Genomic DNA, 26,246 nt, shown 5'->3' with positions numbered 1-26,246 from the left:
GCAATTAATTGATCCAATCCCCTCAGCACTCGTTCAGCTGGCAAAGAAAAATCAATCAATATATCCAGTGACTCACGGTTATAATCATCAATAACATTGTGAATTCGGTAACTGCGACCATCACTCAGTTGGTCATGCATAAAGTCCATTGACCACGATGCATTTGGTGTTGATGGTACTGTAAGCGGTTCAGGCTTTATTCGCTGAATGCGTTTGTTGGGTTTAATTCGTAGGTTAAGCTCAAGCTCCTTATAAATTCGATAAACACGTTTGTGGTTCCATGAGTAGCCTTTGACATTACGTAGGTACAAGAAGCAAAGCTGAAAGACCCAAGTCTTATTCTCGTTGGTGAGCTTCAGTAGCCAGTCTGCAATCATCTTATTTTGCTCATTTAATTGAGCTTTATAACGATAACAGGTTTGATTAAGTTGAAAGATGAAGCAAGATTTACTCACTGAAATCTTAAATTGTTCAACGGCTCGCTGAGCAAGAGATTTACGTTGTACAGGCTTTATAACTTCTTTGACAGTGCATCCTGAAGAATATCTGCTTTAAGACGTTCGTCAGCATACATACGTTTCAGACGAGCATTTTCAGCTTCTAATTCTTTAAGTCGTGTCATCATTGAAATATCCATACCTCCATATTTCGCTTTCCATTTATAAAATGTAGCGGAACTCATACCATGTTCACGGCATAAGTTAGGCACAGGTGTTCCTGATTCAGCTTGTTTTAAAATACTCATGATTAAGCTATCTGAATATTTAGATGTTTTCATAAAAAATCTCCTTGAACAGGATTATTCGATTTTCTACTTTTGAGTTCAATTATTTTGAGGGGGGATTACCAATCAATTAGATACGAGTTTAAATGTCATCACATGAACTTATAAACTTCACTTAAAAGGTTGAACATTTGGATGATACTGGTAGATAATCAATAAAATGACTAAACTACCAGTCATAAAATAATAATCTTATAAATTTTATCGAGTATTCAATAGTTTGTATTAAATGGATAGTTTTTTACTCTATTAAGACGATTTTTTAAAAAGTTTGGAAGGTGTGAATAGATGTGTCTTAATTTGATCTGCTTGAATTTTTCTAAAAATTGTTTGATAAGTATTAAATCTTGAAACACGTTTATCATCTGTATTTGAATAATCCATAACATTGTCTGTAAAACCTTGATGAAATCTCATTTCATTATCGTGAAATGTATGCAATAAGCCTAAGGTATGACTTAATTCATGTGCTATCACATCCATGTAGGGTGGGGCATCGGCAAATATAACGACAGATTTCCCCCATTCTGCATCTTTATTTTTATATACAGGATATAAGTCTGGTTCTCGTTTAAAAAGTCGAGTATCAGCCTCAAAACTCGCAGAACCTTCAATGACTGATCCTAGTTTAACTATTCTCATAACATTTTTCTTTAGAACAGGATCATAAACCATCTGATAAATAGGCTCATATCTCATTGCGATCGGTGCAAAAAAGACATATCTATGAGATTCATACAATGAATCTATGGGGAATAATTTAAAGTTTTTTCTCTCATATAATTTCAATAATTCTGCTTTAAATTTCTCACTATTATCCTCAACTAAATAAGTGACTTCTCCCTCTGCTGTATCTGTTTTATGATATTCATTCACTGGAACGTATAGCTGGTTTGGATCTCCAATTTTAGTTTCATCTTCAATTTTGATTTTATCTGACCACCATTTTTGTACAAATGCTTGAACTTCTGAATCATTTTCAGCAAGGAGATCTAAATCAAATACTTCTTTTCTATCCACATCTGAGATCATTAAACACTGGTTAAATATTCTATTTTTTAATTCCCACTCATAATTTTTCGGCTTTTCTAAAATTTTTCCATTTACTTTGACATCGACCATAACTAATTTAATCACATAGATTTCTTTATTCTTAGCGACTAAAAGCATCCCCACATTTTGTATTTTTCCAGACTTTTTTGCTTGTACCAGAATATATTCATTTTGGCTCAATGTGTCTCCTGAACAAATAATATTAATGGCTTTTTTCTTTTTATAAGAAAAACGTCTTTGTGTTGCTAACTGTTCTGCAATTCGACCAGAGTTGATAAAATTTGCCAGTGGTTCTTCAACCATTTGAGCTTGTTGATTTCTTCCAAAGGTTGAAATTTTTAGACATGGATTTGAAGATTTAAAAATTAGGATAGTGCCATCATCGGTTAAAGGACTTTTATCATCATCTGGACTTTGATGAATCTCTAAATCAAGATTGGCGCCTTGACTATTGATTTGATCGCTGCCTAATGTTCCAGGACAGTTTGTTGCAAAAATGGATAGCCAAGCGGGTAGATAAAGACCTTTATTAATAAATACGCCCCTACCACCATCAAATTGATGGTTAAGCATACGTCGTACAACATTATCATAATCTTTAATTACGGTATCTTTTTTATTTTCATCAGTATCGATAATTGTTAATGGATATATGTATTCATCACGAACCCAATCAAAACCAAATTCACCATTATAATCTGCTGCAACAGGCTCCCCAATTTTATAAGGACGTCTAAAGTGTACAAAGAAATTTCTTAAGCACGTTTGGCATACACTACCTTTTTCTGGACTTGATTCGATGCGCATCATTTTTATTATGACTCCGATGATGTAAGGCTTTTTATATTCATGTTAAACAAGATAGTAATTTAAAAAAAATTAAGTGAATAAGGTGTAAAAATTGTTTGTCATTTTGTTTTTAAGACAAACTTTAATGACCGCATTGATTCATATTTTATTCTGATATTCTCAATGGCATGGGCATTTGCTATTCTTCCAGTTTTTTATTCTATTATGGATGTTCTCATACATACATTGAACTTTAAGCTAGGTGATAAAAGGTGAGAGAATGTTCATTAAACATCTGACTTAGGAGAATCGGCGGTTGAGAATAACGATCTACAAAAAGAATCGAATAAACTTAATTTGCCAAAACCTTATCATGCTAAGATATTGAAAATACATAGCAATCTAAGCTTATGCGCGCTTTTCCTATCCAATACAGACTGAGTGGATTTTATTTTTGGTATTATTCAATTGTCGGAACTTTTTTACCGTATTGGAGTTTATATCTTCAAGATCAAGGATTTAACTATAAAGAAATAGGCTTGTTATCTTCCATTGCGATATTAACACGAATATTTGCGCCTTTTATCTGGGGATTTATTGCAGATAAAACAGGGAAGCGAATGCTTCTAGTCCGCATTGCAACATGGATGGAAGCGACAATTTGGTTTCTGATTTTTATTATTCCCAATAATATGCAATCAATTGCGTTGCTTATGCTGATCTTTAGCTTTTTTCAAAATGCAATTCTCGCACAATTCGAAGGAGTGACTTTATTTTGGCTTGGAAATAAACATACAACAGAATATGGGAAAATAAGAAAGTGGGGGTCTATTGGATTTATTGTAGGTGTATTTAGTATAGGGGCTATACTTGACGTTATTGATGTTAAATATTTACCTATCATGCTGTTATGTATCGCATTTAGTGCTTTTATTTGGTCATTTTCAATTAAAGAACCGAGTTCTGCTCCAAGTGCCCAAAAAATACTAGAACCTTTATTGCCGATCATTAAAAGACCTGTTGTGCTCGCATTCTTTACAATTGAATTTATTATGCTTTTTGCACAAGCACCATTTTACAGCTTTTATAGTAATTACTTAAAACTCGCTGGATTTAATACCACACAAATTGGCTTTTTGTGGGCTGTTGGCGTCATTGCTGAAATTATGATGTTTAATTATGCCAATTTTTTTCTTAGTCGCTTTTCATGGCGAAGTTTAGTGGCTTTATGTTTGGTCATGACCAGTATTCGTTTTATATTAGCTGGTCTATTCTCCGAAAGTTTCTTGCTTCAATTCATTTCGCAGAGCTTTCATGCCTTCAGCTTTGGGCTATTTCATATCATAGCAATGCGAGTCATTCTACAAAACTTTGCTGCACAGCAACAAGGCAGAGGGCAAGCTTTATATAGCACAATGTGGGGACTTGGTGTTGCTTCAGGAAGTATTCTGGCTGGGCATTATTGGGAACAATTAACAGGAGCATATATTTTTATTATTGCAGGGCTGTCAGCCTTGTTTGGATTATTGTTGATTCAATTCTTACCTAAAACTTTGCAAGCGACATCAAAGTGAATGAATCTCTTTTATAATAAAGAGAACCATTCACTTAAAATGTTAGCCAAGTAAATGTACAATGATGTTAGCCATAAAAGGTCCAACCAATACCATAAAAATACCTGCTAAAACCATAGTTAAACTTGCGATAACACCTTCATCTTTGTGACGCATATATGCTTTACTGGCACCAAATCCATGCGCTGCATTGCCTAAAGAAGCGCCTTGAGCGAAACTTGATTTAAGCTTTAAGCAACCTAAAACCAAATCTCCAATCAGCATACCTGTAACCCCAGTGATCATGGTAAATAAAATCACCAGTTCAACTGAACCTCCGATATGAGTACTCAGTTCCATGGCAAATGGTGTGGAAATTGACCGCGCCATTAAACTATAGGTGGTCGTTTGATCGAAGTTAAATAACTTGGCTAGATAAAAAGCACTGATCATTCCTGCAAGCATTCCTATGACAACACCCATCGAAATCGAAATAAGATGTGCCTTGATAATCTGGCGATATTCAAAAATTGGAATCGCAAAAGCCACAGTTGCAGGTCCAAGCATCCAGATAATCCATTGACTATCCAGCATATAGGCATCATAAGAAATATGAGTAGTCAGTAAAATCGTAATTAAAACAATGGGAACAAGTATTGCGGGTGATAAAACAAGATATGGAAACTTTTGATAAAGTCTTTTAACCAATATATAAGCAACCAATGTTAGTACAACACAAAAAATTGAAATAATGGACATTATTTATCTCCATGAACCAGTTGTGTTGTTTTAACTGTGGCTCGCTGGCTTAGTTTTTTCTCTAACTTAAAGCCAAGATGAACACTATATGCAGTGAAGATCATCACGCAAATTGTGCCTAATACAACGACGACAATAAGTTGCCATCCTTCAGTCATAAATAAGTCTTTGTATCGCATCAAACCGATAAAACATGGGATAAAAAATAGGACCAATTCACCTAATATAAAATCTGAACCTGATTTGATCCAATTCAATTTAAATATACCTGTCATTAATCCAAATAAAACCATAAACAAACCAATAACAGCCGCAGAGATTGGCAAATTAAATTGTTTTTGAATTATTGAACCCATCCACCAAATCAAGATTAAAAGCCCAATTTGTAAGATGACTTTGTAAATTGATGAGAATGAATGGTGTTGAGTATGTGTAGACATTTACAGGCAGATATTTTCAAGAGATGTGTTATTTTAGTTGCAAATATTGCAGCATATTATGAATAATTAAACCATAATTATGCGTATTTGGAATAATTAATGGATATCAAAAACCTTAAAATTTTTGTGGAAATCGTTCATTGTGAAAGCTTTACGCTTGCTGCTGACCGACTGTTTATGACTCAACCAACAATTAGTAAATCAATCAAACATTTAGAAGAAGAACTTGGCACGGCATTATTTAAAAAGGGAGAAGCTGGCAGAAAAAGGGAAGTCGTACTTACCTATATTGGTGAATTAATTTATCAACATGCTTTAAATATTTTAAGTGAACAAAAACTAATTTTTGATAATATTGATCAGGTTCAAGATTTAAAAAAAGGTAAATTAACCATAGGCTTGCCACCATTAGGTTCAGTTTTACTCAGCCCATTGATTGCCTTATTTCATCAAAATTATCCAGATATTCAACTGAAATTTCTTGAGGTTGGAGCCAATGCAATTGAAGAAGCAATTGCAGCAAAAAGCATTGATGTAGGCATTTTATTGGGAAATTTAAGACCAAGTTTTGCTGCAATTCCTGTTATAGATTCGCCAATGTGTCTATTGGCTAAGAAAAGTTCACACTGGAGTCAAAAAAATACTGTGAATCTAAATGAACTTAAAGAAGAAAAATTTTTACTTTATGCTGATTCATTTACTTTAAACAAAATGATTATTCAGGCTGCGAACTCCGTAGGTTTTGAACCCAAAGTTGTTTGTAAAAGCAGTCAATGGGACTTTATTACCAAAATGGTAGAATTCAATATGGGGATTGCAATTTTACCTAAAATTTACTGTGACCAGTTAGATCCGCAAAAGTTTTGCTCAGCCATACTCAATGAACCTAAATTACATTGGACACTGAGTATGGCTTGGAATATTACAGTAGCGATGAGTCCTGCAACCAAAGCATGGTTGAATATCGTTGAAATGAACCGGGAGAAAATTCATTTTTAATGGGGCATATTTTACGTTAGGTTATACGACGTATTGATTTTCAATGGTTCAAACAAATTTTAGGTGTGGTATGCAATTTACATTAAAAGAATTAAATCAAATTTATTTATTTTTACTTAATCGTCCTGAAGATTCGGCTGTTAAGTTGATGAAGAAGATCGAGTCCAAATATAAGTTTTGTTGGATGTGTAAGGAGTTGGTGTTGCCAGAAAAATTTGAAGCTCATGAACAAGCACATTTAAAGCGTTTTAGTAAATAAATAAGAACCATGTATATCAAATCTTTAATACATGTAATTTCGCATAATGTATATTATGTTAAATAAAATATCTAAGACTGTAGCCTACACAACACTGTTGTTGCCGAATATCCTAGCAAATCTGCTTAGCTGGTTTTAATGAAATAGAATATTGTTAAACTTTTAAGATGAATAATTCAGTAAAAATCTCTCTATATCATCAATCATTCGCTCTACATCTTCTTTCGTGAATTGATCATAATCTCCATGGGCTGCATTATTTCTTATATCAGCTAAGGCTGTAATTTGTTTTTGTTGGAGTTTGTTATAAACTCCTGCTTTGGCTAGATCATCGTTTAACTGAGTCAATTTTCTTCTTTGAATATCTATATTATTGTTCAAACACAGCTCTTTTACAGCTGTTTCCAAAACCACACCTGCAATTACAGCAGCAGCATTCTTATATCCGCTATCTAAAAGCGATTTAGCTTGCTCAAGCTCACTATCAAAAACTTCAGCTTGAATTATCTGTTTAAAGGAAACTAAAAAACCATTTTTAAAATCATCATAAGTAGCTACCAAAATAGGAAGTAACCGTTTAATTACTCTAGGGTTTGTATCAAAATTTTGAACCTCTTCTGCTAAAGAAAACTCTTTGCAATAGACAGAATTTTCACCGCAAGATAAAGTGAGTAGGCTTTTTACTTTTACTTTCCATTGTAGGTATTGTGCATTCCCATCTTCCCCAAGATCTTCATAATCTCCTGAATATTCAGAATATTTTTTTCTTATTAAAGATTTTATTGACTCAGCTTCTTCAATCAATTGCTCATAACGGTTTAATATCTTTTGACTCATATTTACTCAAGTATTAGTATTTTAAATAAAATTAATAGTTATTATACTATTTACTAACATTTTTTATAGAGATAAGATTTGATCATTTCATTTGCTTGTATGTCTAATAATTCATCAGCTACCCAAAATACAAAAGACTGATCTTGGACAAACACTTTTTTCTTTATATATGTTGTCACCAAGTTAGATGAAGCATTCTTCACTTTAAAAGATTTTTTATAATTTACTTTTCCAAGCAGCTTACTGCCATTCCAAGGTCCACCGATACAAAAGTTCATAGTATTTTTTATCAATTATTCACGTAATAAATGTAAGGTATTTTGTTTAATTTTCAACTAATACTTTGGTCTAAGTATCCAATAAACCTCTGAAAAGAGGTTTATTTATTTCATATTTTAAGGAATAGAAAATTTAAGCGGCTGTTCCTTTTGCTGTAAAGGTATATTATTTTGCTTTAAAATTTGCTTTTGGTAGTCTTGCTCTGAAATCACTCCCCTATTTCTTGCCTGTTGAATAGATTTTAATTGTTGCTCATAAGTATGTGCGTTCAAAGCCTGAGTATCATTGTTTTTAAGTAGATATTGAGATCTTTCAAATGGACTCATATTTGAAGTATTGGCACGATTTTCATTTATTCGGAGTACATTTACATCACGTTGATTGATCTGATCTTTTTCTTGCTGTCTTGAAAGCTCAAAAAAATCAACTTGGTTATGATTGTTATTTTCATGTTGCGTTTCATTTTGCAGAAACACATAAGACTGAGGCTTCTTAAAGATATCTTCAGCACTATACACTGAACATGCAATTATTGATGTTATTAAGGTAGTTAAGAGTTTGTTCATCATAAATGTAAAATTTCAAATAAAAAAAGCAATTTTTATATTTTATAATGGCGTTATCATATTTTCAAAGCTTAAAAAAATTAATTTGAATAACAATTATTTGTCTAAATTTATCACAGATTTAGACTGCATAAAAACTCACACTGAGTGAGTTTTTATTTGTTGAATTTTCATTAATCATAGAAAATTATCATGGATACTGATTAAAAATAATCTAAAGCTAACACCAAAAATAATAGAATAATGGATAAAATTAAATATGTATTGATGTTATGAAAGCTCTTAAGATAGTCTAACATTCGTTATCTCCCATAAGAATTTAATAAAATGCTACACGGGTGATCATTTTTTAAAAGTTCAGGAAAACAAAACTAGACAAAAAAATACTCAATGAAATTCACTAATCGACTGATGAAACATTCATATAGATGTGATTGATAACTATGCTAACTTACAGCACTTTATTTTTACTGAAAAAACAACAACTTGATCAAATGTTTATTCTAGAGTGCATTAACTAATCACCATTAAACGATAAATTTAAATTCAAATTTTCCTTGATAATCAATTTGATCCAAATAATCTTTAATTTCATGAGCGATATTTCTAAATACTTCTAAAACATCGCTGGGTGGATCTATTAGTACTTCAATCTTAAAATTTTCATCATCTTTTTTTGTATGGTGTATATAAGTACCATCACAACTCATTTTTAACGTCAGATAATTTTCAATTGTGTCAGTAAACTGTTGTGTGACTAACTCAATTTTTGAAAACTTGTGCATTTGTGTTCTTTCCTCAATCTTATTTCGCGATCTGATAAAGAATCTCGTCTAGAGTCCTTTTGGGTTATAAGATCGATCTGTTATAGAGACGATGGCGCTTAAGCTACGAGTCTCTATATCGTATTTTTTAGATATATTAATTTAAAATTAGCTAAATAATCAAATTAAAATTTTAAAAGAATTATACTAATTTGAGATTTTGTATGACTTAATCAGCATTTTGTTCGTTTTTTTCTATTTAATTCTTATTTTTAATCTATATTGATGAAACCAAATTAACTGATTGAAAGCTGTAATTATTATTAAATTTAACCATCTGAGTAACAATCAAGTATTCGATGATTTAAAAATTTTTTCAACAATATGCTCATGCGTAGGGATGAGCCCAGCTTTTAATCCAAGGGGTTTAAACACTTTATCAACAACAGATTGAGTAAGTTTTCCTTTATCTTGCTCGATATCGCTCAGTGTACGTCGACTAATACCGACCAGTGTTGCATATTGTTCTTGTGACATACTTAATAGATTTTTCCGAAGATAAGCCAACAATTGCCCCATGCTTATTTCATTCATTAAGTACTTTGTATACAAATCAATCAGAACTTGCTGGCGATCTTGTGGTTGTTTTTTAATATTCATAAAAGTTCCCATCGCTTTAATTTAGCTTCAATGTAGTCGAATGAGAGTACAGGCATTTCAATGATCTGTTTGGGTATGCCCTTGTCTATTAATCTTTGTTTGAGTCCAAGCAATTTATTCGCCAATGATTTCAGCGTCTCTAAAGATATATTAGGATCACACCACGGCGCCAATTTCTGTGAAATTTGAATCCATTGGTATTCACCACCTTCTTCATAAGGACTTCCCCATGTTGTTGATCTAATCACATGCTCTGGGTCTGCTTTCATAGGAGCAAAATCATAAATCGGAGAAAGAAAAACATTTCCAGTCTTTTTTAAAAATGAAGTATTACGCCCATGATTATCTGAATTACCAAAAATGATATTAAGTAAATCTCGTTGTAGCCATTCGCAAACAAATTGAGTCGAATTAAACTTAGTATCTATGGTTTTAAGTAAAATACAAAGACTGTCAATCACTTCAAAATGATTAAGATGACTCCCTGCTGACTTATTTAAAATTGAATACACTGATTCGAGTCCATATCGATGCCATCGTTGATCACACCATTCAGTATCAAATCTTGGCAACCACAATGAAGGATACCTTTCACCTTCAATAAGCCGCATATTGGCAGTATCAATTGTACTAAAACCCAGTTCATTCAATTCACGGTAATAATAATATTCAGCTCTTAGAATGTTACAGTCAATTTCACTGCGATTATTTCTCGGAAATTTAACCAAGTAATGCTGATCAGGAGTATCAAAGCTTTGTTGATAAGTATCAATCCAGACTTTTTGATCCGCTGTGTAACGCACAAGCAGTTTTGGTGCTTCACCACCTGCACCGGTTGCTCCCCCGCTGATAGCTCCCATTTGCTGTGCATACTCTAAAAAATCTGCATTACGATCAGCAACATCTGCCGTACTAAATTTGCGTAAATGTAAAGTAGACTCAGGATTTATGGGAGGAATTGATTCTTTAATTCGTAGATTTCCAACAGGTGCAATCACTCCTTTTTCTAATAAAATACTGTCTTGTTCTGCATGTGAGAATTTTTGTAAGTTGAGATAGTTAATCCAATAACGTCGTGCAGCACCTGAAGGAATAATATCATCTAAAAAGCCAAACCATGTTTTGGCTTCATGTTTAATAATCAGTTGCACTGGAAGCGATAAACTACAAGCATGTTCATCCCTTTTGTCTAAATATGAAATGGCGTATTCAATTTGGTACTCTAGTTCACAGGGACTCGCCGATCCCTTTTCAGGATCTAATATTTTAAGTTCTGCTATATCTAACCAGTGCGTATCAAATAATGCCTGTATTGTAAATTTCTTCATAAATAGAAATGAGCAGTTATTTGCTCAAAATTAGCATGAAAAATAATAAATGTGAATATATTTGCTCATTTCTGCGAATTTAAAATATTTTTGTGCAAATTTTTGCTCAAAGCTACGCTTAAATACCACTATTATTTTTTGAACTTAGCCCCATAATTTCAAACTAATCTTGTGGGTGAAGTACATCCAAAGACACTTTAATTCGATCTAATACCACAGTTGTTTTAAACCATTCAACATTCGAGTTGCAATGAAATAGCTCATCACACAGTGCTTGAAATCGACTCATACTAGGAACAAGAAGGATTAAGATAAAATCAGCGTCACCTGTCACATAGTAGCATTGTTGTACTTCTGGTCTAGAAAAGCTTTGTTTTAATAGATCAAGATCAGCTATATGGGTTTTATTGACACGAACCTCGACCATAATCGTGATCACTTGATTGAGCTTATCGGGATCTAAAATTGCGGTATGTCCAGTAATATAGCCATGCTCTCGTAATTTCTGAATACGGCGCTGTACAGATGCAGTGGATAAATGTACAGCATCTGCCAACTCACGTAAGGGCGTTAAGCAGTCCTTTTGCAAGTGCATGAGTAATGCATAATCAAACTTGTCTAAGATCATATCAATTGATTGAATATCGTGAGAAATTTTCTCATTTATAATAAAAATTTTCAGCAAATTTATCAATCAAGCTGCAATAAAATATCGTTTTCCTTTCAAATCGCTCACTCAGATGTCACATCAATCCAATACCGCTTTAGGTATCATCCTCAATGTCATCGCTTCAATACTGTTTGCAATTATGTTTGCCTACACCGCATTATTGGGTGCATTAGAGGGAAATGAAATATATGGTTGGCGAATTTTACTTACCTTACCCTGTTTGACACTTTTCATCATTGCTCAGGGAAATTGGTCACAGGTCAGACAGATTTATGAGCGCTTATATAAAGAACGTTTTTTTATATTCACTCGTCTGATTTCTTCATTTCTAATTGGATTACAACTTTGGTTATTTATGTGGGCACCACGTAATGGTTACGGATTAGATGTTTCCCTCGGTTACTTTATGATGCCCATCATAATGGTTATTTTGGGAAGAGTTGCGTTTAAAGATAAAATATCAGCTTGGCAAAAATTATCCTGTCTTTTTGCAATATTCGGCGTGATTCATATGTTGTTTGTATCAACAACCCTTACATGGCCAACACTACTGATTTGTTTGGGCTACCCAATTTATTTTTGGCTAAGGCAGAAAACCAATACCAATAATATTGGCGGCGTTTGGTTCGATATGATACTCAGTCTGCCTTTGAGTATTTTCTTTATTCTCAAAGGTGGTGTTTTAACAGGTACTTTAGGCTCGCCTTCTTATACACTGTCATTAATTTTAGGGCTAGGTTTAATCAGCGCACTCGCATTAGGATTTCAGTCTCTTTCAGCACCACACTTGAATTTGAGTTTATTTGGACTTTTGGTCTATGTTGAACCTGTTTTGCTATTTATTGTTGCAATCATATTCGGTGAGACAATTCATGCAACTGAATTGCCAACCTATATCGCGGTTTGGATGGCAGTCTGTGTATTGGTTATTGAAGGTCTCATAAGTCTAAAGAAAAAAAGCAGTACTCAAGTATAATTTATATATTCGTCATTTTGCTATTGAGATTGTTAAGTTCGTTCAGGCTCATTTTTTATAGTAGAACCCATCTGCTGAATCTACAGGATTCAGCAAATGCTTAGCTGTATAAGTCTATCTTTACAAGTTGTTGATTACAGCATCCAATCAATTAAATTGGGGCTTTCTTTTTTCCATAAAAGCAGCCACACCTTCTTTATAATTGTCTGAATGTCCGGCAATACGCTGAAATTGACGTTCTAGTTGCAATTGATCCGCTAAAGTATTCTGTGGTGCATGATTCAATGCTTGTTTAATCAGTGAAATTGAACTGCTGGGTTGGTTTGCTAATCTTTCGGCAAGTTCAATGACATTCTGCTCGAAAGCTTCATCCTCATAAACCTCCCAAATCAAGCCCCAATTTAAAGCCTGCTGTGCAGATAATTGATCGCCTAACATCGCCAAACCTTTGGCTCTGGCTAATCCGACTAGATGGGGTAAATGCCAAGTTCCCCCTGCATCAGGAACCAACCCAACTTTGCAAAATGACTGTATGAACTTCGCTGACTGCTTGGCCACCACCATATCGCAGGACAAAGCCAGATTTGCGCCTGCTCCAGCAGCTACCCCATTTACCGCAGCAATGACAGGTTTGGACATCTGAGTAATTTTTAAGATCAGAGGATTATAAAATTTTTCCAAGGCTGCGCCTGCATCATAGTCTGGGGCACTAATCACCTCATTATTTCTTGTTGTTAAATCCTGTCCTGCACAAAATCCTTTACCTGCTCCTGAAATCACGATGGTGTGGATATCTTGACTAAAGGACCATTGGTCTAACATTAAAATAATTTCTTGATGCATCTGTTCGTTAAAACTATTTAGTACTTCTGGTCGGTTTAAAGTTAAGTAACCTACTTTATTGTGCTGACGAACTAAAATATGTTGGAAATTCATTGATCTCTACCCATTCAAATATATATGACGTAATTTTGCTTAAAATGCAAAATCATCAGGATCGAGTTGCATAACGGCTTTCGCACCTGATTGGATCGAAGCAGCATGGCTTTTGGTACGATGAAGTAGTTTTTCAAAGAAAAATTGAGCAGTGGCTAATTTGGCACGATAAAATTTTTCTTCTTGTGTTCCATCATTTAACTTTTGCTCTGCAACTTGCGCCATACGAGCCCAAAGGTAAGCAAATACGACATAGCTTGAAAAGTACAGATAATCGACTGAGGCAGCACCAATTTCTTCTGGATTTTGCTGGGCTTGAATCGAGATATGCTGGGTGATGGACAACCATTGTTGTTTCAATTCAGTCAAAGTTGTTATATAGGTTACAAGTGCAGGATTTGATTGATGGGTTGCAATAAAATGATCAATCAGATCAATCATATTGTTTAACAGTTTTCCTTCAGACTTTAATACTTTGCGTGCCAATAAGTCTAAAGATTGAATCTCTGTTGTACCTTCATACAAAGTAGAAATACGTGCATCACGAGCAATTTGTTCCATGCCATGTTCGACAATAAATCCATGTCCACCAAAGATCTGTACACCATGTTTAGCAGACTCATTACCAGACTCGGTTAAAAAAGCTTTGGCAATAGGCGTCAATAAAGCCAGTAATTCATCTGAGTGTATCTTTTGCTCTGGATTGTGAGTGTTTTCAACAATATCGACATGTTGCGCTAAGAAATATGCCAGTGCACGCCCTCCTTCAGAAAATGCTTTTTGAGTCATTAACATTGAACGTACTGCAGGATGTACGATGATCGGATCCGCATTTTTTTCTGGGTATCTTGCACCAGTCAAAGCACGCATGGCTAAACGTTCCTGGGCGTAGTTCAAGGCACCTTGAAATGAAATTTCAGAGGCTGCAAGTCCTTGTACTGCCGTACCAATACGTGCGGTATTCATAAAGGTGAACATGCAATTTAAACCTCGGTTTTCAGGTCCAATTAAAAAACCTTTTGCACCATCAAAATTCAACACACAGGTTGCATTACCATGAATTCCCATTTTATGTTCAATCGCACTACAAACGACTTTATTTCGATCTTGAAGATTGCCAGAATCATCTATATTAAATTTGGGTACGATAAATAGTGAAATTCCCTTCGTTCCAGCGGGTGCTTGAGGAAGGCGAGCGAGGACGATATGGACAATGTTTTCTGCCAAATCATGTTCCCCAGCAGATATAAAGATTTTCTCGCCAGTAATGGCATAACTTCCATCCGCATTCTGTTCAGCTTTTGTGCGAATCAATCCCAAATCTGAGCCAGCATGTGACTCGGTTAGGCACATGGTTCCAGTCCAAATTCCACTGATCAATTTGGATAAGTAGATTTGCTTCTGTTGTTCTGTTCCATGATGCTCAATCGTACGCATTGCGCCATGCGATAAGCCTGGATACATTGCCCAAGCCCAATTCGCACCACATAACATTTCTGAAATTGCAATCCTTAATAACGTAGGTAAACCTTGTCCACCGTATTCAGGATCAGCTGTAAGTGAGGTAAATCCTAACGCTGTATATTTTTGATAAGCCTCTTTAAAGCCTTTCGGTGTTGTTACTTTGCCATGATCAAATTGGCAACCTTGCTGATCGCCATTTTGATTGATAGGTGCAAGTTCATTTTCACAAAAGTCTGCACCAGCCTGTAAATATTGGTTGATCAATTCACGACTCAGTTCATTCTGATCATTCAAAAATTGCTGATAAGTTTCTTCTGTATTCAACATTTCATGAAGTACAAACTGCATATCACGTAATGGTGCTTTATATAAAGGCATACGTTATTCCTTTTTCAATTGCGCTTCCTATGCTATAGGGAAAAGCGGTTTCCTTTGAATGAACTTTATTCTCGAATGAATTAAAAATATCAAATAAATTCCATATTGAAAAATTTATTTTCATTATTTTGGTGTTAAATCAACTTTTTAACTAGCTGTATATTTTTAGACATCCATTAATTCATTGTATATAAATAGTTTATTTAAATTTTAAATTAAAATTGCTTTAATAATATTATAAATTTAATTTTGTATTGCAAAATAATATTCCGTAAATTTGAAATTTATAGTATGTTAATGCTATCGCTTAACATTGCAAGGAAGATTTATGGATAGCCCTCAATACACTGGTCTTGAGTTCCTAACTGCTTTAAAGAATGGAGAAATTTCAGCATCTCCGATGGCACATATCATTCCGATGCAGTTAGTTGAAGTTGCCAAAGGAAAAGCAACGTATAAGGTTACGCCAAGTCAAGCTCATCGAAATATACAAGGGACAATCCATGGTGGCTTTTGTGCAACCGCATTAGATACAGCAACAGGAAGTGCCGCCCATACCTTACTTGAACATGGCGTTGGTTATGGCACGATAGACCTGAACGTAAAAATGATTCGCCCCATGCAAATAGATACAACCTATTATGCACAAGCAGAATTGATTAATGCAGGACGTAATATCATCACCACTGAAGGAAAAATTATCGATGACCATGGCAAAATTTATGCATTTGCAACAGCAACATTGATGGTCATACGTAAGTAAGGCTTTAAATAAATAACTTAAGTAGCATTTGCTTTAAGCTCCTGGTGGAGCTTAATTTTTGATCTGTTGTTTTTTCATCGTGTAAAAGTCAATCCGGTCTATCGTCAAGCTCACTAATGCCATAGTAAAGCCCAATATCACACATGCCACCCATCCCCAATGTTTCCAAGCATAAACCGCGACAAAAGAACCTAATGCAGCACCGCCAAAATACAAGGTCATATAGATAGAATTAATCCGAGAACGTGCCTGTGCCGAAATGCGATAGACCAAATTCTGATTGAGAACATGAAATGCAGATAAGCCAAAATAAGCTAAAACGACGCCAAATGCATAAGCAAATAAAGAGCGTTGTGCAAAAAATAGAGGAATCCATGCAATCAACAGCAACGACATACAAATGATAGCAACTTTATTCTCTAAGCCTTTGGCGATTTGTTTTCCAGCCCAAGGTGTCGCGAAAACTCCTGCTAAACCCACTATGCCAAATAAACCAATTTGAAAATCGTTAAAATGATAAGGTGCATTGGCAAGAATAAACGTCATGGTGGTAAAGATCAGCGCTAAAATACCAAAACCAATCCCACCCGCTATGCCACGGCGAATTAAATGCGGTTGGTCAACAGCCAAAGTAAATAATGAGCGATAAATCTGTGAAACAGTGAGTTGATGTGACTTTCGAGCAACAGGTAACTTGATCCACATTACCATAGCAAAAGCTAAAATGACGATGCCACTTAGTAAATATACGGCATGCCAAGACCACATAGTGGATAGTAGACCTGCGATTGATCGTGCCAATAGAATACCGAGAAACAATCCACTCATTAGTGTTCCAACCACCTGAGGGCTTTTTTTCGGACTAGCTAGACCTGCTGCAAAGGGAACCAACACTTGTGTGGTGATTGAGAAAAAGGTCGCCAAAAAGGTAAAGCTATACAATGTGTGTAAGGATTGACTGAAAGAGAGTCCAATTTGTGCAAAACCTGTGCAACACATTAGCAAACAAATGTAGCTCCGTTTTTCAAAGAAATCACCAAGTGGTACTAAAACGAATAGACCAACTGCATAAGAGAGTTGACCGATAACAATAGTGAATGCGACTTGTTCAACATGAACCTGCAAGGCATTGGCAATGGAATAAATCAAAGGCTGATTATAATAGTTTGAACCTGCACAAATTCCACAAGCAATAGCCATGATGAAAATAAAGCTTTTTGACAAGATTTGTGTTGTTTCAGGTCGAACTACACTTTGCATTGCCTTAACCTCACCTGTAGTTAAAATTTATACATCGACACAAAATTAATGCGAGACACATCCGCTGTTCTTCCATCAAACACTTCCCGTTTGCCTTGGTGATATTCCATGCCAATATCAATTTGTTCCGCAGGCGAATAGAACAGGTTTGCTGCATAATCTGTCAGACGTTTGTTTGCATCAGGGTTAAGTTTTGCATAGGCTGAATCATCATCAAAAGCAAAAATAGAGGCTGACAAATTGGCACGCCATTGTGGATTAAATTTATAGGAATAGCCGACATTTAAACTATTGAGCTTATTCATCAGTAATTCATTTTTTTCTGTATTTAACGAAAAATCACCTGCTGCACTCAAGTTAGTCGCATTTGTCAAACCACTCTGGGTGGTGTAAGGCATGAATTTTTGATCACCTACAATATATTGATAATTGGCTTGGAGGGATTGTTGTGGTGTCAGTTGGTATTTTAATCCAGCACCGAGTCCCCAACTTAGTTTCTTGACCGTATCTTTTGCGACATCGACAGACTTTTCATTGATAAAACCTTGAGCTAAAGCAGTCAAAGCTCCTTGTTTAACCGTATAGCGACTGGTCAATGTCGGGAATGCTGAAACTCGAGATCCTGTATATTCCAATGCAACTTTTAAATCACTATTTCCATTTACTTTCCAATCGTAACGCACTTGAGGCGTACGGGTATAGGATGTTCCCATAAACTGAGTATAGTCCACGGATTCTGTTCGAGTTTCCATATTTGACATCAATGACCAAGTTTGACCAAAGGTCCAGTCTTTATACGTAAAGAAGGCATGACGAATACGGAACTTACCATCACCTGTCCCCATATTTGAACTGTCAAAAAAATCTGCTTCAATATTTCCTGTAACAGCTTTATCTGGACTATTGAAGTACACGCCTATTCGACTGGCATTGATCATGGCATCCGAACGAGCATGATCAGAACGTTTGTCACTTTCAAATGGGGTGCGGTTCAAACTATTTGTGGTTCTTCCCCCAGTGTCGGGTGAAGACTTGAAATCAACTGCTGCATCCAGTCGAGCAATCCCATAGACTTTGACATTATCTGTCCATGTCACCCACGAAGGTGCGATGGGTTTTGAGCTTTCACTGGTCTTATTTTTTTCTACATTTTCTTCAATTTTTGCTTGTTGGACCTGCAAATTATTTTGCGCACTTTTTTGGACTTCCAGTTCTGCTTTCAGTTTTTGCAACTCAGCTTCTAATACATTAATTCGTTGTTCTGCTGTGTTCGGAGAATTTGCAAAAATAGTCCCTGAAGCCACAGCACAAGCTGTAGCCAAAATTAATTTTTTCATCTTTTAATCCTTAAAGAAGCGTTTTTCCATATGGGTCAATTAATTGACACGGGCATCTATCAGTGGGCAACCCGTTAGTGCTTGTAATTCATCAAAACTCAGCCCTTGAACAACTTCTGTGACATAAGCCTTGTGATCTTTCAGTTCGATAATGCATAAATCGGTGTATATACGATTGACACATTGTTCTCCAGTCATTGGATAGCTGAGTGTATTGACGATTTTTGCTTCGCCATGTTTGGTCACATGTTCCATATAGACATAAATTGATTTTGCACCCACCGCCAAATCCATCGCACCACCGACTGCTGGTACATCATCAACTTTTCCTGTATGCCAATTGGCAAGATCGCCATTCACCGCAACCTGAAATGCACCAATCACACAAATATCAAGATGACCACCACGCATAATGTCAAAGGAATCACCATGATGCATGAAACAGCCACCATCCAATAATGTGACTAACTCCTTTCCTGCATTGACTAAGTCTTGATCTTCTTCGCCTGCTTTTGGCGGAGACCCAAAAGCCAAAACCCCATTTTCTGAATGTAGGAAGATTTCTTTATCTTGAGGTAAATACTTGGCCACGTTGGTCGGTAAGCCAATACCTAAATTGACATAAGAACCTTCGGGAATATCCAAAGCAATCAATTGAGCGATATCTTCACGTGAACGTTTTTGAATTGACATTAGATATCTCCTACTTTAACGACATGCTGTACAAAAATTCCGGGGGTAATAATGCATTCAGGATCAAGACTACCTAACTCAACAGTATGATTGACTTGAACAATTGTCGTTTTTGCAGCCTTTGCCATGATCGGACCAAAGTTTCGTGCAGCTTTACGATAAGTTAAATTGCCCCAACGATCTGCTTGGTCTGCATAAATCAAAGCAAAATCAGCTTCTAGTGGATACTCAAGTACATAGTTTCGACCACGAATCGTTCTGGTTTCTTTACCTTCAGCGACTTTTGTGCCATAGCCTGTAGGCGTGAATATTGCACCAAGACCTGCACCTGCCGCCTGTATCCGACATGCTAAATTACCTTGAGGCACCAGTTCCAATTCAATTTTTCCTGCACGATATAAATCTTGAAAAACGCTAGAACCGGCTGACTTTGGAAAAGAGCAGATCATTTTTCTGACACAACCTGCAATGATAAGTTGGGTTAAACCACGATCACCAGAAGCAGCATTGTTATTCACGATGGTTAGCTCTTTTTTACCTAAATCAATCAAGGCTTCAATGAGTTCTGCTGGCTGACCTGTGACACCAAAACCACTGGTCATGATGGTTGCACCATCGGGAATTGCCTTTAAAATGGGTTCAATATCACTGGTGATTTTATTGATCATTTCCCTTGTCCCTGTATATGCTTGAATTCAACTGGCAGCTTAAACATCACTCTGCCTTCTGTGGATTAAATAGTCTGTCTTTGATAAATAACAATGGAATTACCCCACAGATAAAGTAAGCGCCTGCCATGACTAACAGTCCTAAGCCAATCGAACCATTTTGTGACAGAAAACCAATCGTGAGTGGTGAAAAAATCGAAAGCACTTTACCAATGTTATATGCACCGCCAACAGCAGAACCGCGGATGGAGGTAGGAAAGCTTTCCGTCATATAAGTGGCATTAATGGCATACGGTATGCCGTATAAGAAACCAAAGAACAACATGAGCCATAGAATATTTGCTGGCGTATTCAGATAAACAATCACGGGAATAAACAGCGCAGTACCAATTGTCCCAAAGGCAAATACAGCACGGCGACCCAATTTATCGGCAATAATTCCTGCAATGATCTTAGCGAACATCATGATCAAGAAAGTACCTACCATATACATGGCCATTTCTTTGAACTTGATTCCTAGATCCGACTCTAAATAGGCAGGCAACCAATTACTTACGCCGTAGTAGCCAAATTGCAAAGCACCTGTACTGAGAATCCACAATACAAACATAGTGCCATGTTTTTTATCACGCAAGATTTCCCAATATGGATTTTGACGTTTAACCGTTTGTGTACTTTGAGGCGTAGCCAGCATTTTTAATTGGCGTGCTTTTTTCCATGACTCTGGCTCAGGAACAATAAAATGCATCAGTACAGATAATATAATCGGTGTAATAGCGAGCCAGTAAAGAAAGCGCCAACCATGTTCTGGAATAATATGACCTGCCAATAATGTGGCAAGTAAAGAACCGAGGGTATAACCCGTCATCAGGGTTGCTAAAACAGTTGAACGGTGTTTAGTTGGCACCATCTCAGACATTAAAATATTGCAGGCAATATAGAGTGCCCCCAAGCCCATTGCTCCAACTGTTCTCAAGATGGCAAATTGCATATAAGAATGGGTAAAACCCAATGCACAGGTGAGTACTGAAGAAAAAGCGATAAAAAATACAATAATTCTGACTCGACCAAACCGATCACAAGCCCAACCGCCAATTAAACCGCCTACGGCTGAACCGAGTAGTGTTAAACTCCCTAATGTACCAGCTTGTACACCGGTCAGATGAAATTCAGTTTTTAAACTGGTCAAACTCAAGGCTAAAAAGCCTAAATCTGCGCCGTCGCATAACAATGTAAAAAATGCAAATATAAATGCAGTAATCCAAATCTTCTTAGGCGTTTGAATGGCTTCCCCAGCATCCAATTGACCACCATTATTTTGTGTAACAGTTTCCGTTGTCATGTCCATATCCTCAGAAAGAATATGAGGCATCCCCTGCCTCAAGCGATGTATGCTTTATTAAGTTGTTGCTTCCCGAATCATATTTTTTGCAATAATCAGTTGTTGAACCTGCGTAGTTCCTTCATATAAACGGAATAAACGTACATCACGATAAAAACGTTCAATTGCGTATTCACTGATATAGCCCGCACCACCATGAATTTGTACACAGCGGTCTGCAACTCGACCACACATTTCAGTGGCAAACATTTTGCTACAAGAGGCTTCTGTACTAATATTTTCACCACGATCACGGCGACGTGCAGCATCAAGGACCATGCATTTCGCTGCATAAATTTCTGCTTTTGAATCTGCAAGCATGGCTTGAATCAATTGAAAGTTGGCAATGGGTTGACCAAATTGTTTACGCTCAATGGCATAGTGCAATGCATCATTTAACATCCGTTCAGCGATGCCCACACTATAAGCACCAATATGTAAGCGCCCTTTGTCTAGGACTTTCATTGCAGTTTTAAAGCCTATACCTTCCACTCCACCGATTAAAGCAGATGCAGGAACCCGACAATTTTCAAAAATCACATCACAAGTATGAGAACCTTTTTGTCCCATCTTTTGATCAATTTTTCCTAAACTTATCCCCGGGGTATTGGCTTCGACTAAAAAAGCAGAAATACCATTTGCACCTTTGATTTCGGGGTTTGTCCGCGCCATAACTGTAAAAGTTGAAGCATGAGGAGCATTGGTAATAAAGCGTTTTGTGCCATTGAGAATATAAAAATCCCCTTCTTTAACTGCACTGGTTTTTAAAGAGGCTGCATCTGAACCTGCTTCAGGTTCGGTCAAACAAAACGAACCAATAATTTCTCCACTGGCGTAGCGAGGAAGATATTTTTGTTTTTGCTCTTCTGTACCATCGATTAAAATAGCACTTGAACCGATGCCATTATTGGTACCAATGAGTGAGCGAAAAGCTGGAGAGGTTTGTCCAAGTGCAAATGCAACATTAACTTCTTCTTCCATGGTAATCCCTAAACCACCATATTGCTCTGGAATGGTGAGTCCAAATAAACCAAGCTCACGCATTTGTTGCACAATATCTTCTGGTATTTTGTCTTGCTCAGCCACTTCATGTTCACGTGGAATCAATTCATTTTTTACAAAATCACCAATTGTCGTCAGTAATTGCTGCAACATCCCTTCATCACGAATCATCTATGATCTCCCTTCTTGTATCTATTTTCTGTGTACTGCCCAACAACGATGTCCTGCATTGGGGGCTAGATTTTTAATCTTATTGACTATGAATGTGTTTCATAATAAGAGATTAAAAATGAAAAATTCAAGCTTTTTTGAAAATTAATTTCGTTTAACGAAATTTTAAAAATAGCCATCATTAATTATCAATTACTTAGATAAATACTTAGCCACTTAAATATTCATAGAGACAAAAAATGCTTGAAATAAATTTCAAAATAAGCATTATTAAAGAAATATAGTTTTGATATGCGAAACAAGGAATTCATAAATGAGTGAAATCACAGGGAACAATTTCATCGAAGTTGATTATGCTTTTCAAAATATAGCAATCGTTAAGATCAATCGTCCAGAAGCCAAAAATGCGCTGAATACTGAAGTACGTAAACAACTGGCTCAAGTATTTACTGAATTAAGTTTTGACGAGCAAATCCATGCCATTGTATTAACAGGCGGTGATGAGGTATTTGCAGCGGGCGCTGACTTAAAAGAAATGGCAACGGCAACATCGACAGAAATGCTTTTGCGGCATACAGAGCGCTATTGGAACGCCATTGCCCAATGCCCTAAACCTGTGATTGCTGCAGTAAATGGCTATGCATTAGGTGGTGGTTGTGAACTGGCAATGCATAGCGACATCATTATTGCCGGCAAAGGTGCAATTTTCGGGCAACCCGAAATTAAGGTGGGTTTGATGCCAGGCGCTGGTGGTACACAACGCTTATTCCGTGCTGTAGGTAAGTTTCATGCCATGCGAATGATTATGACAGGTGCAATGGTAAAGGCGGAAGAAGCTTATATTATTGGATTGGTTTCTCAAGTGACTGAAGATGATCAAACCATTCCCACTGCGATTCAAATGGCTCAAAGTCTCGCAAAAATGCCACCAATTGCCCTGCAGCAAATTAAAGAAGTTGCATTGATGAGCGAAGATGTTCCTTTAAATGCGGGGCTAAGCTTAGAGCGCAAGTCATTCCAATTACTGTTTTCGACTGAAGATAAAAATGAAGGTATTCAAGCTTTTATTGAAAAGCGTAAACCATCATACCAAGGAAAATAACCTTCACCGATCAACAACGTGGAATAAAAATGGCAAGAAAAGTATTGATTAGTGCTGGCGGTGCTGGAATTGGACGTCATATTGCAGAAGCTTTTTTAAATCAACAAGATGATGTCTATGTTTGTGATATGAATGTAGACAGCTTAACTCAATTTCAGCAAGCGTATCCTAGCCTTCATATTTATCAGTGTGATCTATCGAAACATGATCAAATCAAAAACATGTTCAATGATGCGACAGAAAAACTGGGACATATCGACATATTGGTTAACAATACTGGGATTTCAGGTCCAACTGTAGCAGCAGAAGAACTGAGTTTTCATGATTGGAATACTGTATTGAACCTAAATTTAACCAGTACTTTTCTGCTTACCCAATTTGCTATCCCACTTTTAAAATGTTCTGAATCTGGTGTCATTATTAATATGTCTTCCATCGCTGGACGTTTAGGCTATCCCTATCGGTTAGCCTATTCAACATCAAAATGGGGACTGATTGGTTTTACCAAGACATTGTCAATGGAACTTGGTCCAGACAATATTCGGGTAAATGCCATACTTCCTGGTGCCGTAGATGGTGAGCGTGTACAACGCGTGCTGCAAGCACGTGCGGATCTGACCAATAGCACCTTAGATGCTGTCACTCAAAACGCACTCAAAAACCAATCACTCAAATATTTTGTCAATCCTAAACACATTGCTGATTTATGCCTATTTTTAGCTTCAGAGAGTGGTCGTTCGATTTCAGGACAAATTTTACCCATAGATGGTGACAAGCAATGTCTGAGTTAAAAACTCAAATTTTACGCGTTTTATTTTTGAATATAGATCAGTTATCAGGATGATCACATGACTTATGATATTAAAAGTTTGGCTGTAATCGGTGTGGGCATTATGGGCAGTGGTATTGCTCAGATCGCGGTACAATCAGGTCATATAACATATTTATATGACACAAAAGATGGCGCTGCGCTACAGGCTAAAGAAAAGCTTGCAGCAACATTTCAAAAATTAGTCGAAAAAAATAAAATCACTGTTGAACAAGCTGAAAGTGCCAACCAACATTTAATTGTTGCGCAACAACTTGAAGACTTAAAATCTTGCGATCTTGTTATAGAAGCGATCGTTGAACGTCTAGACATTAAACAAGGTTTAATGCAGCAACTTGAACAAATCGTTTCAGATACCACCATATTAGCTTCAAATACCTCATCGCTGTCTATCACGGCAATTGCTGCAAACTGTAAACTGCCTGAACGTGTTGTCGGCTTTCATTTCTTTAATCCTGTTCCACTGATGAAAGTTGTCGAAGTTATCCAAGGGTTAAAAACAGATCCACAGATCATTGAAGCACTTTGTCAGTTGTCTCATGCATTTGGTCATCGCCCTGTAATTGCCAAAGATACTCCAGGATTTATCATTAACCATGCTGGGCGAGCATATGGAACAGAAGCATTAAAAATTTTAAATGAAAATGTCTCAGATATTAGTGAAATTGACCGCATTTTACGAGATGGTGTAGGTTTCAGAATGGGTCCCTTCGAGCTCATGGATTTAACTGGGCTTGATGTATCACATCCAGTAATGGAATCGATTTACCATCAATATTATGAAGAAGCACGCTATAAACCCAATCCTTTAACCAAACAAATGCTCGAAGCTAAACAACTTGGGCGAAAAGTCAAACAAGGTTTTTATGGGTATGCAACAGGTAGCAAAAGCGGTGAAAAACCAGCACAGTATGTCGAAGCTTTAACAAAGTATCCGAGCGTATGGATTGCAGCAGACTTTGCTGAGGATAAACAGCGCATCGAGGATTATCTCATCCAGCACAATATTTCTTTGGATATGGGCGAACATCCACAGACGGAAAGTTTATGTCTAGTGGCTTGTTATGGTGAAGATACCACACAAACAATCAAACGGCTTCACTTAAACCCTGAGCATACCGTGGCAATCGACCTGCTATATGGTATCGAAAAACATCGAACACTGATGCCATCGCTACGAACAACATCTGAGTACCGTCAGGCTGCCCATTCCATCTTTAACTTAGATGGCGCAATGGTCAGTATGATCAATGAAAGTATTGGTTTTGTTGCACAACGTGTTTTAGCCATGGTGATCAATCTGGGTTGTGATATTGCCCAGCAAAATATCGCATCAGTTGATGATATTAATGCTGCTGTTCGTTTAGGGCTCGGGTATCCATTTGGTCCAATTGAATGGGGTGATCAGATCGGAAGCGATAAAATCTTACTGATCCTCAACCGTATATCTGCCTTGACCTATGACCCACGTTATCGTCCTAGCCCATGGCTACAACGTCGTGTCGCATTAAACTTACCACTAACTTTTAATTCTGAATATTGAAAA

The 26,246-nt window shown here is 36.5% G+C and carries 25 protein-coding genes and 1 pseudogene; 8 read left to right on the top strand and 18 right to left on the bottom strand.

The window, feature by feature from the left end; all coding sequences use genetic code 11:
* A pseudogene (locus AAV97_RS20920) lies at positions 1-778 on the bottom strand (transposase); the annotation flags it as partial.
* A gap of 255 nt (positions 779-1,033) precedes the next feature.
* On the bottom strand, positions 1,034-2,647 hold the full coding sequence (locus AAV97_RS12610) for a hypothetical protein (protein ID WP_042086758.1): 1,614 nt from the start codon (positions 2,645-2,647) through the stop codon (positions 1,034-1,036).
* A 389-nt stretch (positions 2,648-3,036) separates the two neighbouring features.
* Between AAV97_RS12610 and AAV97_RS12605 the strand changes: the two genes are divergently transcribed.
* Entirely contained in the window at positions 3,037-4,200 is a 1,164-nt protein-coding gene (locus AAV97_RS12605; protein WP_042086757.1) for an MFS transporter, read from the top strand.
* Positions 4,201-4,242: 42 nt separating this feature from the next.
* On the opposite strand, the gene AAV97_RS12600 is transcribed toward AAV97_RS12605, so the two are convergent.
* Positions 4,243-4,938, bottom strand: coding sequence for an LrgB family protein (locus AAV97_RS12600; protein ID WP_009586300.1), 696 nt, complete (start codon positions 4,936-4,938; stop codon positions 4,243-4,245).
* Entirely contained in the window at positions 4,938-5,378 is a 441-nt protein-coding gene (locus tag AAV97_RS12595) for a CidA/LrgA family protein (protein ID WP_004830792.1), read from the bottom strand. The genes AAV97_RS12600 and AAV97_RS12595 overlap by 1 nt, the downstream gene beginning before the upstream one ends.
* Before the next feature lie 99 nt (positions 5,379-5,477).
* Here AAV97_RS12595 and AAV97_RS12590 point away from each other — a divergent pair, with 99 nt between their 5' ends.
* Together AAV97_RS12590 and AAV97_RS12585 are read left to right on the top strand one after the other, a co-directional pair.
* Entirely contained in the window at positions 5,478-6,377 is a 900-nt protein-coding gene (locus AAV97_RS12590) for a LysR family transcriptional regulator (RefSeq protein WP_046760754.1), read from the top strand.
* 70 nt (positions 6,378-6,447) lie between these two features.
* The gene (locus tag AAV97_RS12585; RefSeq protein WP_046760753.1) at positions 6,448-6,636 is read left to right on the top strand and encodes a hypothetical protein; all 189 of its coding nucleotides are present in this window, start codon (positions 6,448-6,450) and stop codon (positions 6,634-6,636) included.
* A 162-nt stretch (positions 6,637-6,798) separates the two neighbouring features.
* Here the strand turns inward: AAV97_RS12585 and AAV97_RS12580 are convergent, their stop codons facing one another.
* From AAV97_RS12580 to AAV97_RS12550, 6 genes are all read right to left on the bottom strand, one after another.
* Complete coding sequence (locus tag AAV97_RS12580; RefSeq protein WP_046760752.1) at positions 6,799-7,473, bottom strand: HEPN domain-containing protein; 675 nt, start codon at positions 7,471-7,473, stop codon at positions 6,799-6,801.
* A gap of 395 nt (positions 7,474-7,868) precedes the next feature.
* Positions 7,869-8,321 (bottom strand): hypothetical protein, encoded by a 453-nt coding sequence (locus tag AAV97_RS12570; RefSeq protein ID WP_046760751.1) that lies wholly within the window; start codon positions 8,319-8,321, stop codon positions 7,869-7,871.
* Between the two features lie 524 nt (positions 8,322-8,845).
* Positions 8,846-9,103, bottom strand: a complete 258-nt coding sequence (locus AAV97_RS12565; RefSeq protein WP_046760750.1) for a hypothetical protein — start codon at positions 9,101-9,103, stop codon at positions 8,846-8,848.
* A 327-nt stretch (positions 9,104-9,430) separates the two neighbouring features.
* Positions 9,431-9,742, bottom strand: a complete 312-nt coding sequence (locus AAV97_RS12560) for a helix-turn-helix transcriptional regulator (RefSeq protein WP_004830773.1) — start codon at positions 9,740-9,742, stop codon at positions 9,431-9,433.
* Positions 9,739-11,070 carry a type II toxin-antitoxin system HipA family toxin gene (locus tag AAV97_RS12555; protein ID WP_046760749.1) on the bottom strand — a complete coding sequence of 444 codons (1,332 nt, stop codon included), beginning with the start codon at positions 11,068-11,070 and terminating at the stop codon, positions 9,739-9,741. The genes AAV97_RS12560 and AAV97_RS12555 overlap by 4 nt, the downstream gene beginning before the upstream one ends.
* A 163-nt stretch (positions 11,071-11,233) precedes the next feature.
* Positions 11,234-11,698 carry an Lrp/AsnC family transcriptional regulator gene (locus AAV97_RS12550; protein WP_035301392.1) on the bottom strand — a complete coding sequence of 155 codons (465 nt, stop codon included), beginning with the start codon at positions 11,696-11,698 and terminating at the stop codon, positions 11,234-11,236.
* A gap of 112 nt (positions 11,699-11,810) precedes the next feature.
* Between AAV97_RS12550 and rarD the strand changes: the two genes are divergently transcribed.
* Complete coding sequence (gene rarD / locus AAV97_RS12545; RefSeq protein WP_046760748.1) at positions 11,811-12,716, top strand: EamA family transporter RarD; 906 nt, start codon at positions 11,811-11,813, stop codon at positions 12,714-12,716.
* A 147-nt stretch (positions 12,717-12,863) separates the two neighbouring features.
* On the opposite strand, the gene paaG is transcribed toward rarD, so the two are convergent.
* Together paaG and AAV97_RS12535 are read right to left on the bottom strand one after the other, a co-directional pair.
* Positions 12,864-13,652 (bottom strand): 2-(1,2-epoxy-1,2-dihydrophenyl)acetyl-CoA isomerase PaaG, encoded by a 789-nt coding sequence (paaG, locus tag AAV97_RS12540; protein ID WP_046760747.1) that lies wholly within the window; start codon positions 13,650-13,652, stop codon positions 12,864-12,866.
* Positions 13,653-13,691: 39 nt separating this feature from the next.
* Positions 13,692-15,494 (bottom strand): acyl-CoA dehydrogenase C-terminal domain-containing protein, encoded by a 1,803-nt coding sequence (locus AAV97_RS12535; RefSeq protein WP_046760746.1) that lies wholly within the window; start codon positions 15,492-15,494, stop codon positions 13,692-13,694.
* Positions 15,495-15,807: 313 nt separating this feature from the next.
* Between AAV97_RS12535 and AAV97_RS12530 the strand changes: the two genes are divergently transcribed.
* Positions 15,808-16,257 carry a PaaI family thioesterase gene (locus AAV97_RS12530; protein ID WP_155769254.1) on the top strand — a complete coding sequence of 150 codons (450 nt, stop codon included), beginning with the start codon at positions 15,808-15,810 and terminating at the stop codon, positions 16,255-16,257.
* 51 nt (positions 16,258-16,308) lie between these two features.
* Here AAV97_RS12530 and AAV97_RS12525 read toward each other — a convergent pair whose 3' ends face one another.
* From AAV97_RS12525 to AAV97_RS12500, 6 genes are read right to left on the bottom strand one after another with little or no spacing between them, the layout of a single operon-like run.
* On the bottom strand, positions 16,309-17,517 hold the full coding sequence (locus AAV97_RS12525; protein ID WP_046760744.1) for an MFS transporter: 1,209 nt from the start codon (positions 17,515-17,517) through the stop codon (positions 16,309-16,311).
* Between the two features lie 20 nt (positions 17,518-17,537).
* The gene (gene dcaP, locus AAV97_RS12520; protein ID WP_046760743.1) at positions 17,538-18,854 is read right to left on the bottom strand and encodes an outer membrane trimeric porin-like protein DcaP; all 1,317 of its coding nucleotides are present in this window, start codon (positions 18,852-18,854) and stop codon (positions 17,538-17,540) included.
* 39 nt (positions 18,855-18,893) lie between these two features.
* A complete protein-coding gene (locus tag AAV97_RS12515) occupies positions 18,894-19,547 on the bottom strand; it encodes a 3-oxoacid CoA-transferase subunit B (RefSeq protein WP_046760742.1) in 654 nt (217 codons plus the stop codon).
* Positions 19,547-20,215: a 3-oxoacid CoA-transferase subunit A gene (locus AAV97_RS12510; RefSeq protein WP_042088107.1), complete on the bottom strand. Its 669-nt coding sequence runs from the start codon at positions 20,213-20,215 to the stop codon at positions 19,547-19,549. Before AAV97_RS12510 ends, AAV97_RS12515 begins: the two co-directional genes overlap by 1 nt.
* 46 nt (positions 20,216-20,261) lie before the next feature.
* Positions 20,262-21,557 (bottom strand): MFS transporter, encoded by a 1,296-nt coding sequence (locus tag AAV97_RS12505; RefSeq protein WP_199953835.1) that lies wholly within the window; start codon positions 21,555-21,557, stop codon positions 20,262-20,264.
* 57 nt (positions 21,558-21,614) lie between these two features.
* Positions 21,615-22,769 (bottom strand): acyl-CoA dehydrogenase family protein, encoded by a 1,155-nt coding sequence (locus tag AAV97_RS12500; RefSeq protein ID WP_009586424.1) that lies wholly within the window; start codon positions 22,767-22,769, stop codon positions 21,615-21,617.
* 313 nt (positions 22,770-23,082) lie between these two features.
* Here AAV97_RS12500 and AAV97_RS12495 point away from each other — a divergent pair, with 313 nt between their 5' ends.
* The 3 genes from AAV97_RS12495 to AAV97_RS12485 are packed head-to-tail and all read left to right on the top strand — an operon-like array spanning position 23,083 to position 26,243.
* On the top strand, positions 23,083-23,871 hold the full coding sequence (locus tag AAV97_RS12495) for an enoyl-CoA hydratase (protein WP_046760741.1): 789 nt from the start codon (positions 23,083-23,085) through the stop codon (positions 23,869-23,871).
* A 29-nt stretch (positions 23,872-23,900) separates the two neighbouring features.
* Complete coding sequence (locus tag AAV97_RS12490) at positions 23,901-24,662, top strand: SDR family oxidoreductase (RefSeq protein ID WP_046760740.1); 762 nt, start codon at positions 23,901-23,903, stop codon at positions 24,660-24,662.
* Between the two features lie 57 nt (positions 24,663-24,719).
* Positions 24,720-26,243, top strand: coding sequence for a 3-hydroxyacyl-CoA dehydrogenase (locus tag AAV97_RS12485; RefSeq protein ID WP_046760739.1), 1,524 nt, complete (start codon positions 24,720-24,722; stop codon positions 26,241-26,243).
* Positions 26,244-26,246 lie beyond the last annotated feature (3 nt).

It is taken from the genome of Acinetobacter sp. Ag2 (assembly GCF_001005515.1).
Classification (GTDB): domain Bacteria; phylum Pseudomonadota; class Gammaproteobacteria; order Pseudomonadales; family Moraxellaceae; genus Acinetobacter; species Acinetobacter bereziniae.
Note: the sequence above shows the minus strand (reverse complement) of the source record. Positions and strands in the feature narration are given on the sequence as shown.

Bases quoted from the DNA above. Each gene is read 5' to 3' on its own strand.
- AAV97_RS12610 (WP_042086758.1), bottom strand. From the start codon at position 2,647: ATGATGCGCATCGAATCAAGTCCAGAAAAAGGTAGTGTATGCCAAACG.
- AAV97_RS12605 (WP_042086757.1), top strand. From the start codon at position 3,037: ATGCGCGCTTTTCCTATCCAATACAGACTGAGTGGATTTTATTTTTGG.
- AAV97_RS12600 (WP_009586300.1), bottom strand. From the start codon at position 4,938: ATGTCCATTATTTCAATTTTTTGTGTTGTACTAACATTGGTTGCTTAT.
- AAV97_RS12595 (WP_004830792.1), bottom strand. From the start codon at position 5,378: ATGTCTACACATACTCAACACCATTCATTCTCATCAATTTACAAAGTC.
- AAV97_RS12590 (WP_046760754.1), top strand. From the start codon at position 5,478: ATGGATATCAAAAACCTTAAAATTTTTGTGGAAATCGTTCATTGTGAA.
- AAV97_RS12585 (WP_046760753.1), top strand. From the start codon at position 6,448: ATGCAATTTACATTAAAAGAATTAAATCAAATTTATTTATTTTTACTT.
- AAV97_RS12580 (WP_046760752.1), bottom strand. From the start codon at position 7,473: ATGAGTCAAAAGATATTAAACCGTTATGAGCAATTGATTGAAGAAGCT.
- AAV97_RS12570 (WP_046760751.1), bottom strand. From the start codon at position 8,321: ATGATGAACAAACTCTTAACTACCTTAATAACATCAATAATTGCATGT.
- AAV97_RS12565 (WP_046760750.1), bottom strand. From the start codon at position 9,103: ATGCACAAGTTTTCAAAAATTGAGTTAGTCACACAACAGTTTACTGAC.
- AAV97_RS12560 (WP_004830773.1), bottom strand. From the start codon at position 9,742: ATGAATATTAAAAAACAACCACAAGATCGCCAGCAAGTTCTGATTGAT.
- AAV97_RS12555 (WP_046760749.1), bottom strand. From the start codon at position 11,070: ATGAAGAAATTTACAATACAGGCATTATTTGATACGCACTGGTTAGAT.
- AAV97_RS12550 (WP_035301392.1), bottom strand. From the start codon at position 11,698: ATGATCTTAGACAAGTTTGATTATGCATTACTCATGCACTTGCAAAAG.
- rarD (WP_046760748.1), top strand. From the start codon at position 11,811: ATGTCACATCAATCCAATACCGCTTTAGGTATCATCCTCAATGTCATC.
- paaG (WP_046760747.1), bottom strand. From the start codon at position 13,652: ATGAATTTCCAACATATTTTAGTTCGTCAGCACAATAAAGTAGGTTAC.
- AAV97_RS12535 (WP_046760746.1), bottom strand. From the start codon at position 15,494: ATGCCTTTATATAAAGCACCATTACGTGATATGCAGTTTGTACTTCAT.
- AAV97_RS12525 (WP_046760744.1), bottom strand. From the start codon at position 17,517: ATGCAAAGTGTAGTTCGACCTGAAACAACACAAATCTTGTCAAAAAGC.
- dcaP (WP_046760743.1), bottom strand. From the start codon at position 18,854: ATGAAAAAATTAATTTTGGCTACAGCTTGTGCTGTGGCTTCAGGGACT.
- AAV97_RS12515 (WP_046760742.1), bottom strand. From the start codon at position 19,547: ATGTCAATTCAAAAACGTTCACGTGAAGATATCGCTCAATTGATTGCT.
- AAV97_RS12510 (WP_042088107.1), bottom strand. From the start codon at position 20,215: ATGATCAATAAAATCACCAGTGATATTGAACCCATTTTAAAGGCAATT.
- AAV97_RS12505 (WP_199953835.1), bottom strand. From the start codon at position 21,557: ATGACAACGGAAACTGTTACACAAAATAATGGTGGTCAATTGGATGCT.
- AAV97_RS12500 (WP_009586424.1), bottom strand. From the start codon at position 22,769: ATGATTCGTGATGAAGGGATGTTGCAGCAATTACTGACGACAATTGGT.
- AAV97_RS12495 (WP_046760741.1), top strand. From the start codon at position 23,083: ATGAGTGAAATCACAGGGAACAATTTCATCGAAGTTGATTATGCTTTT.
- AAV97_RS12490 (WP_046760740.1), top strand. From the start codon at position 23,901: ATGGCAAGAAAAGTATTGATTAGTGCTGGCGGTGCTGGAATTGGACGT.
- AAV97_RS12485 (WP_046760739.1), top strand. From the start codon at position 24,720: ATGACTTATGATATTAAAAGTTTGGCTGTAATCGGTGTGGGCATTATG.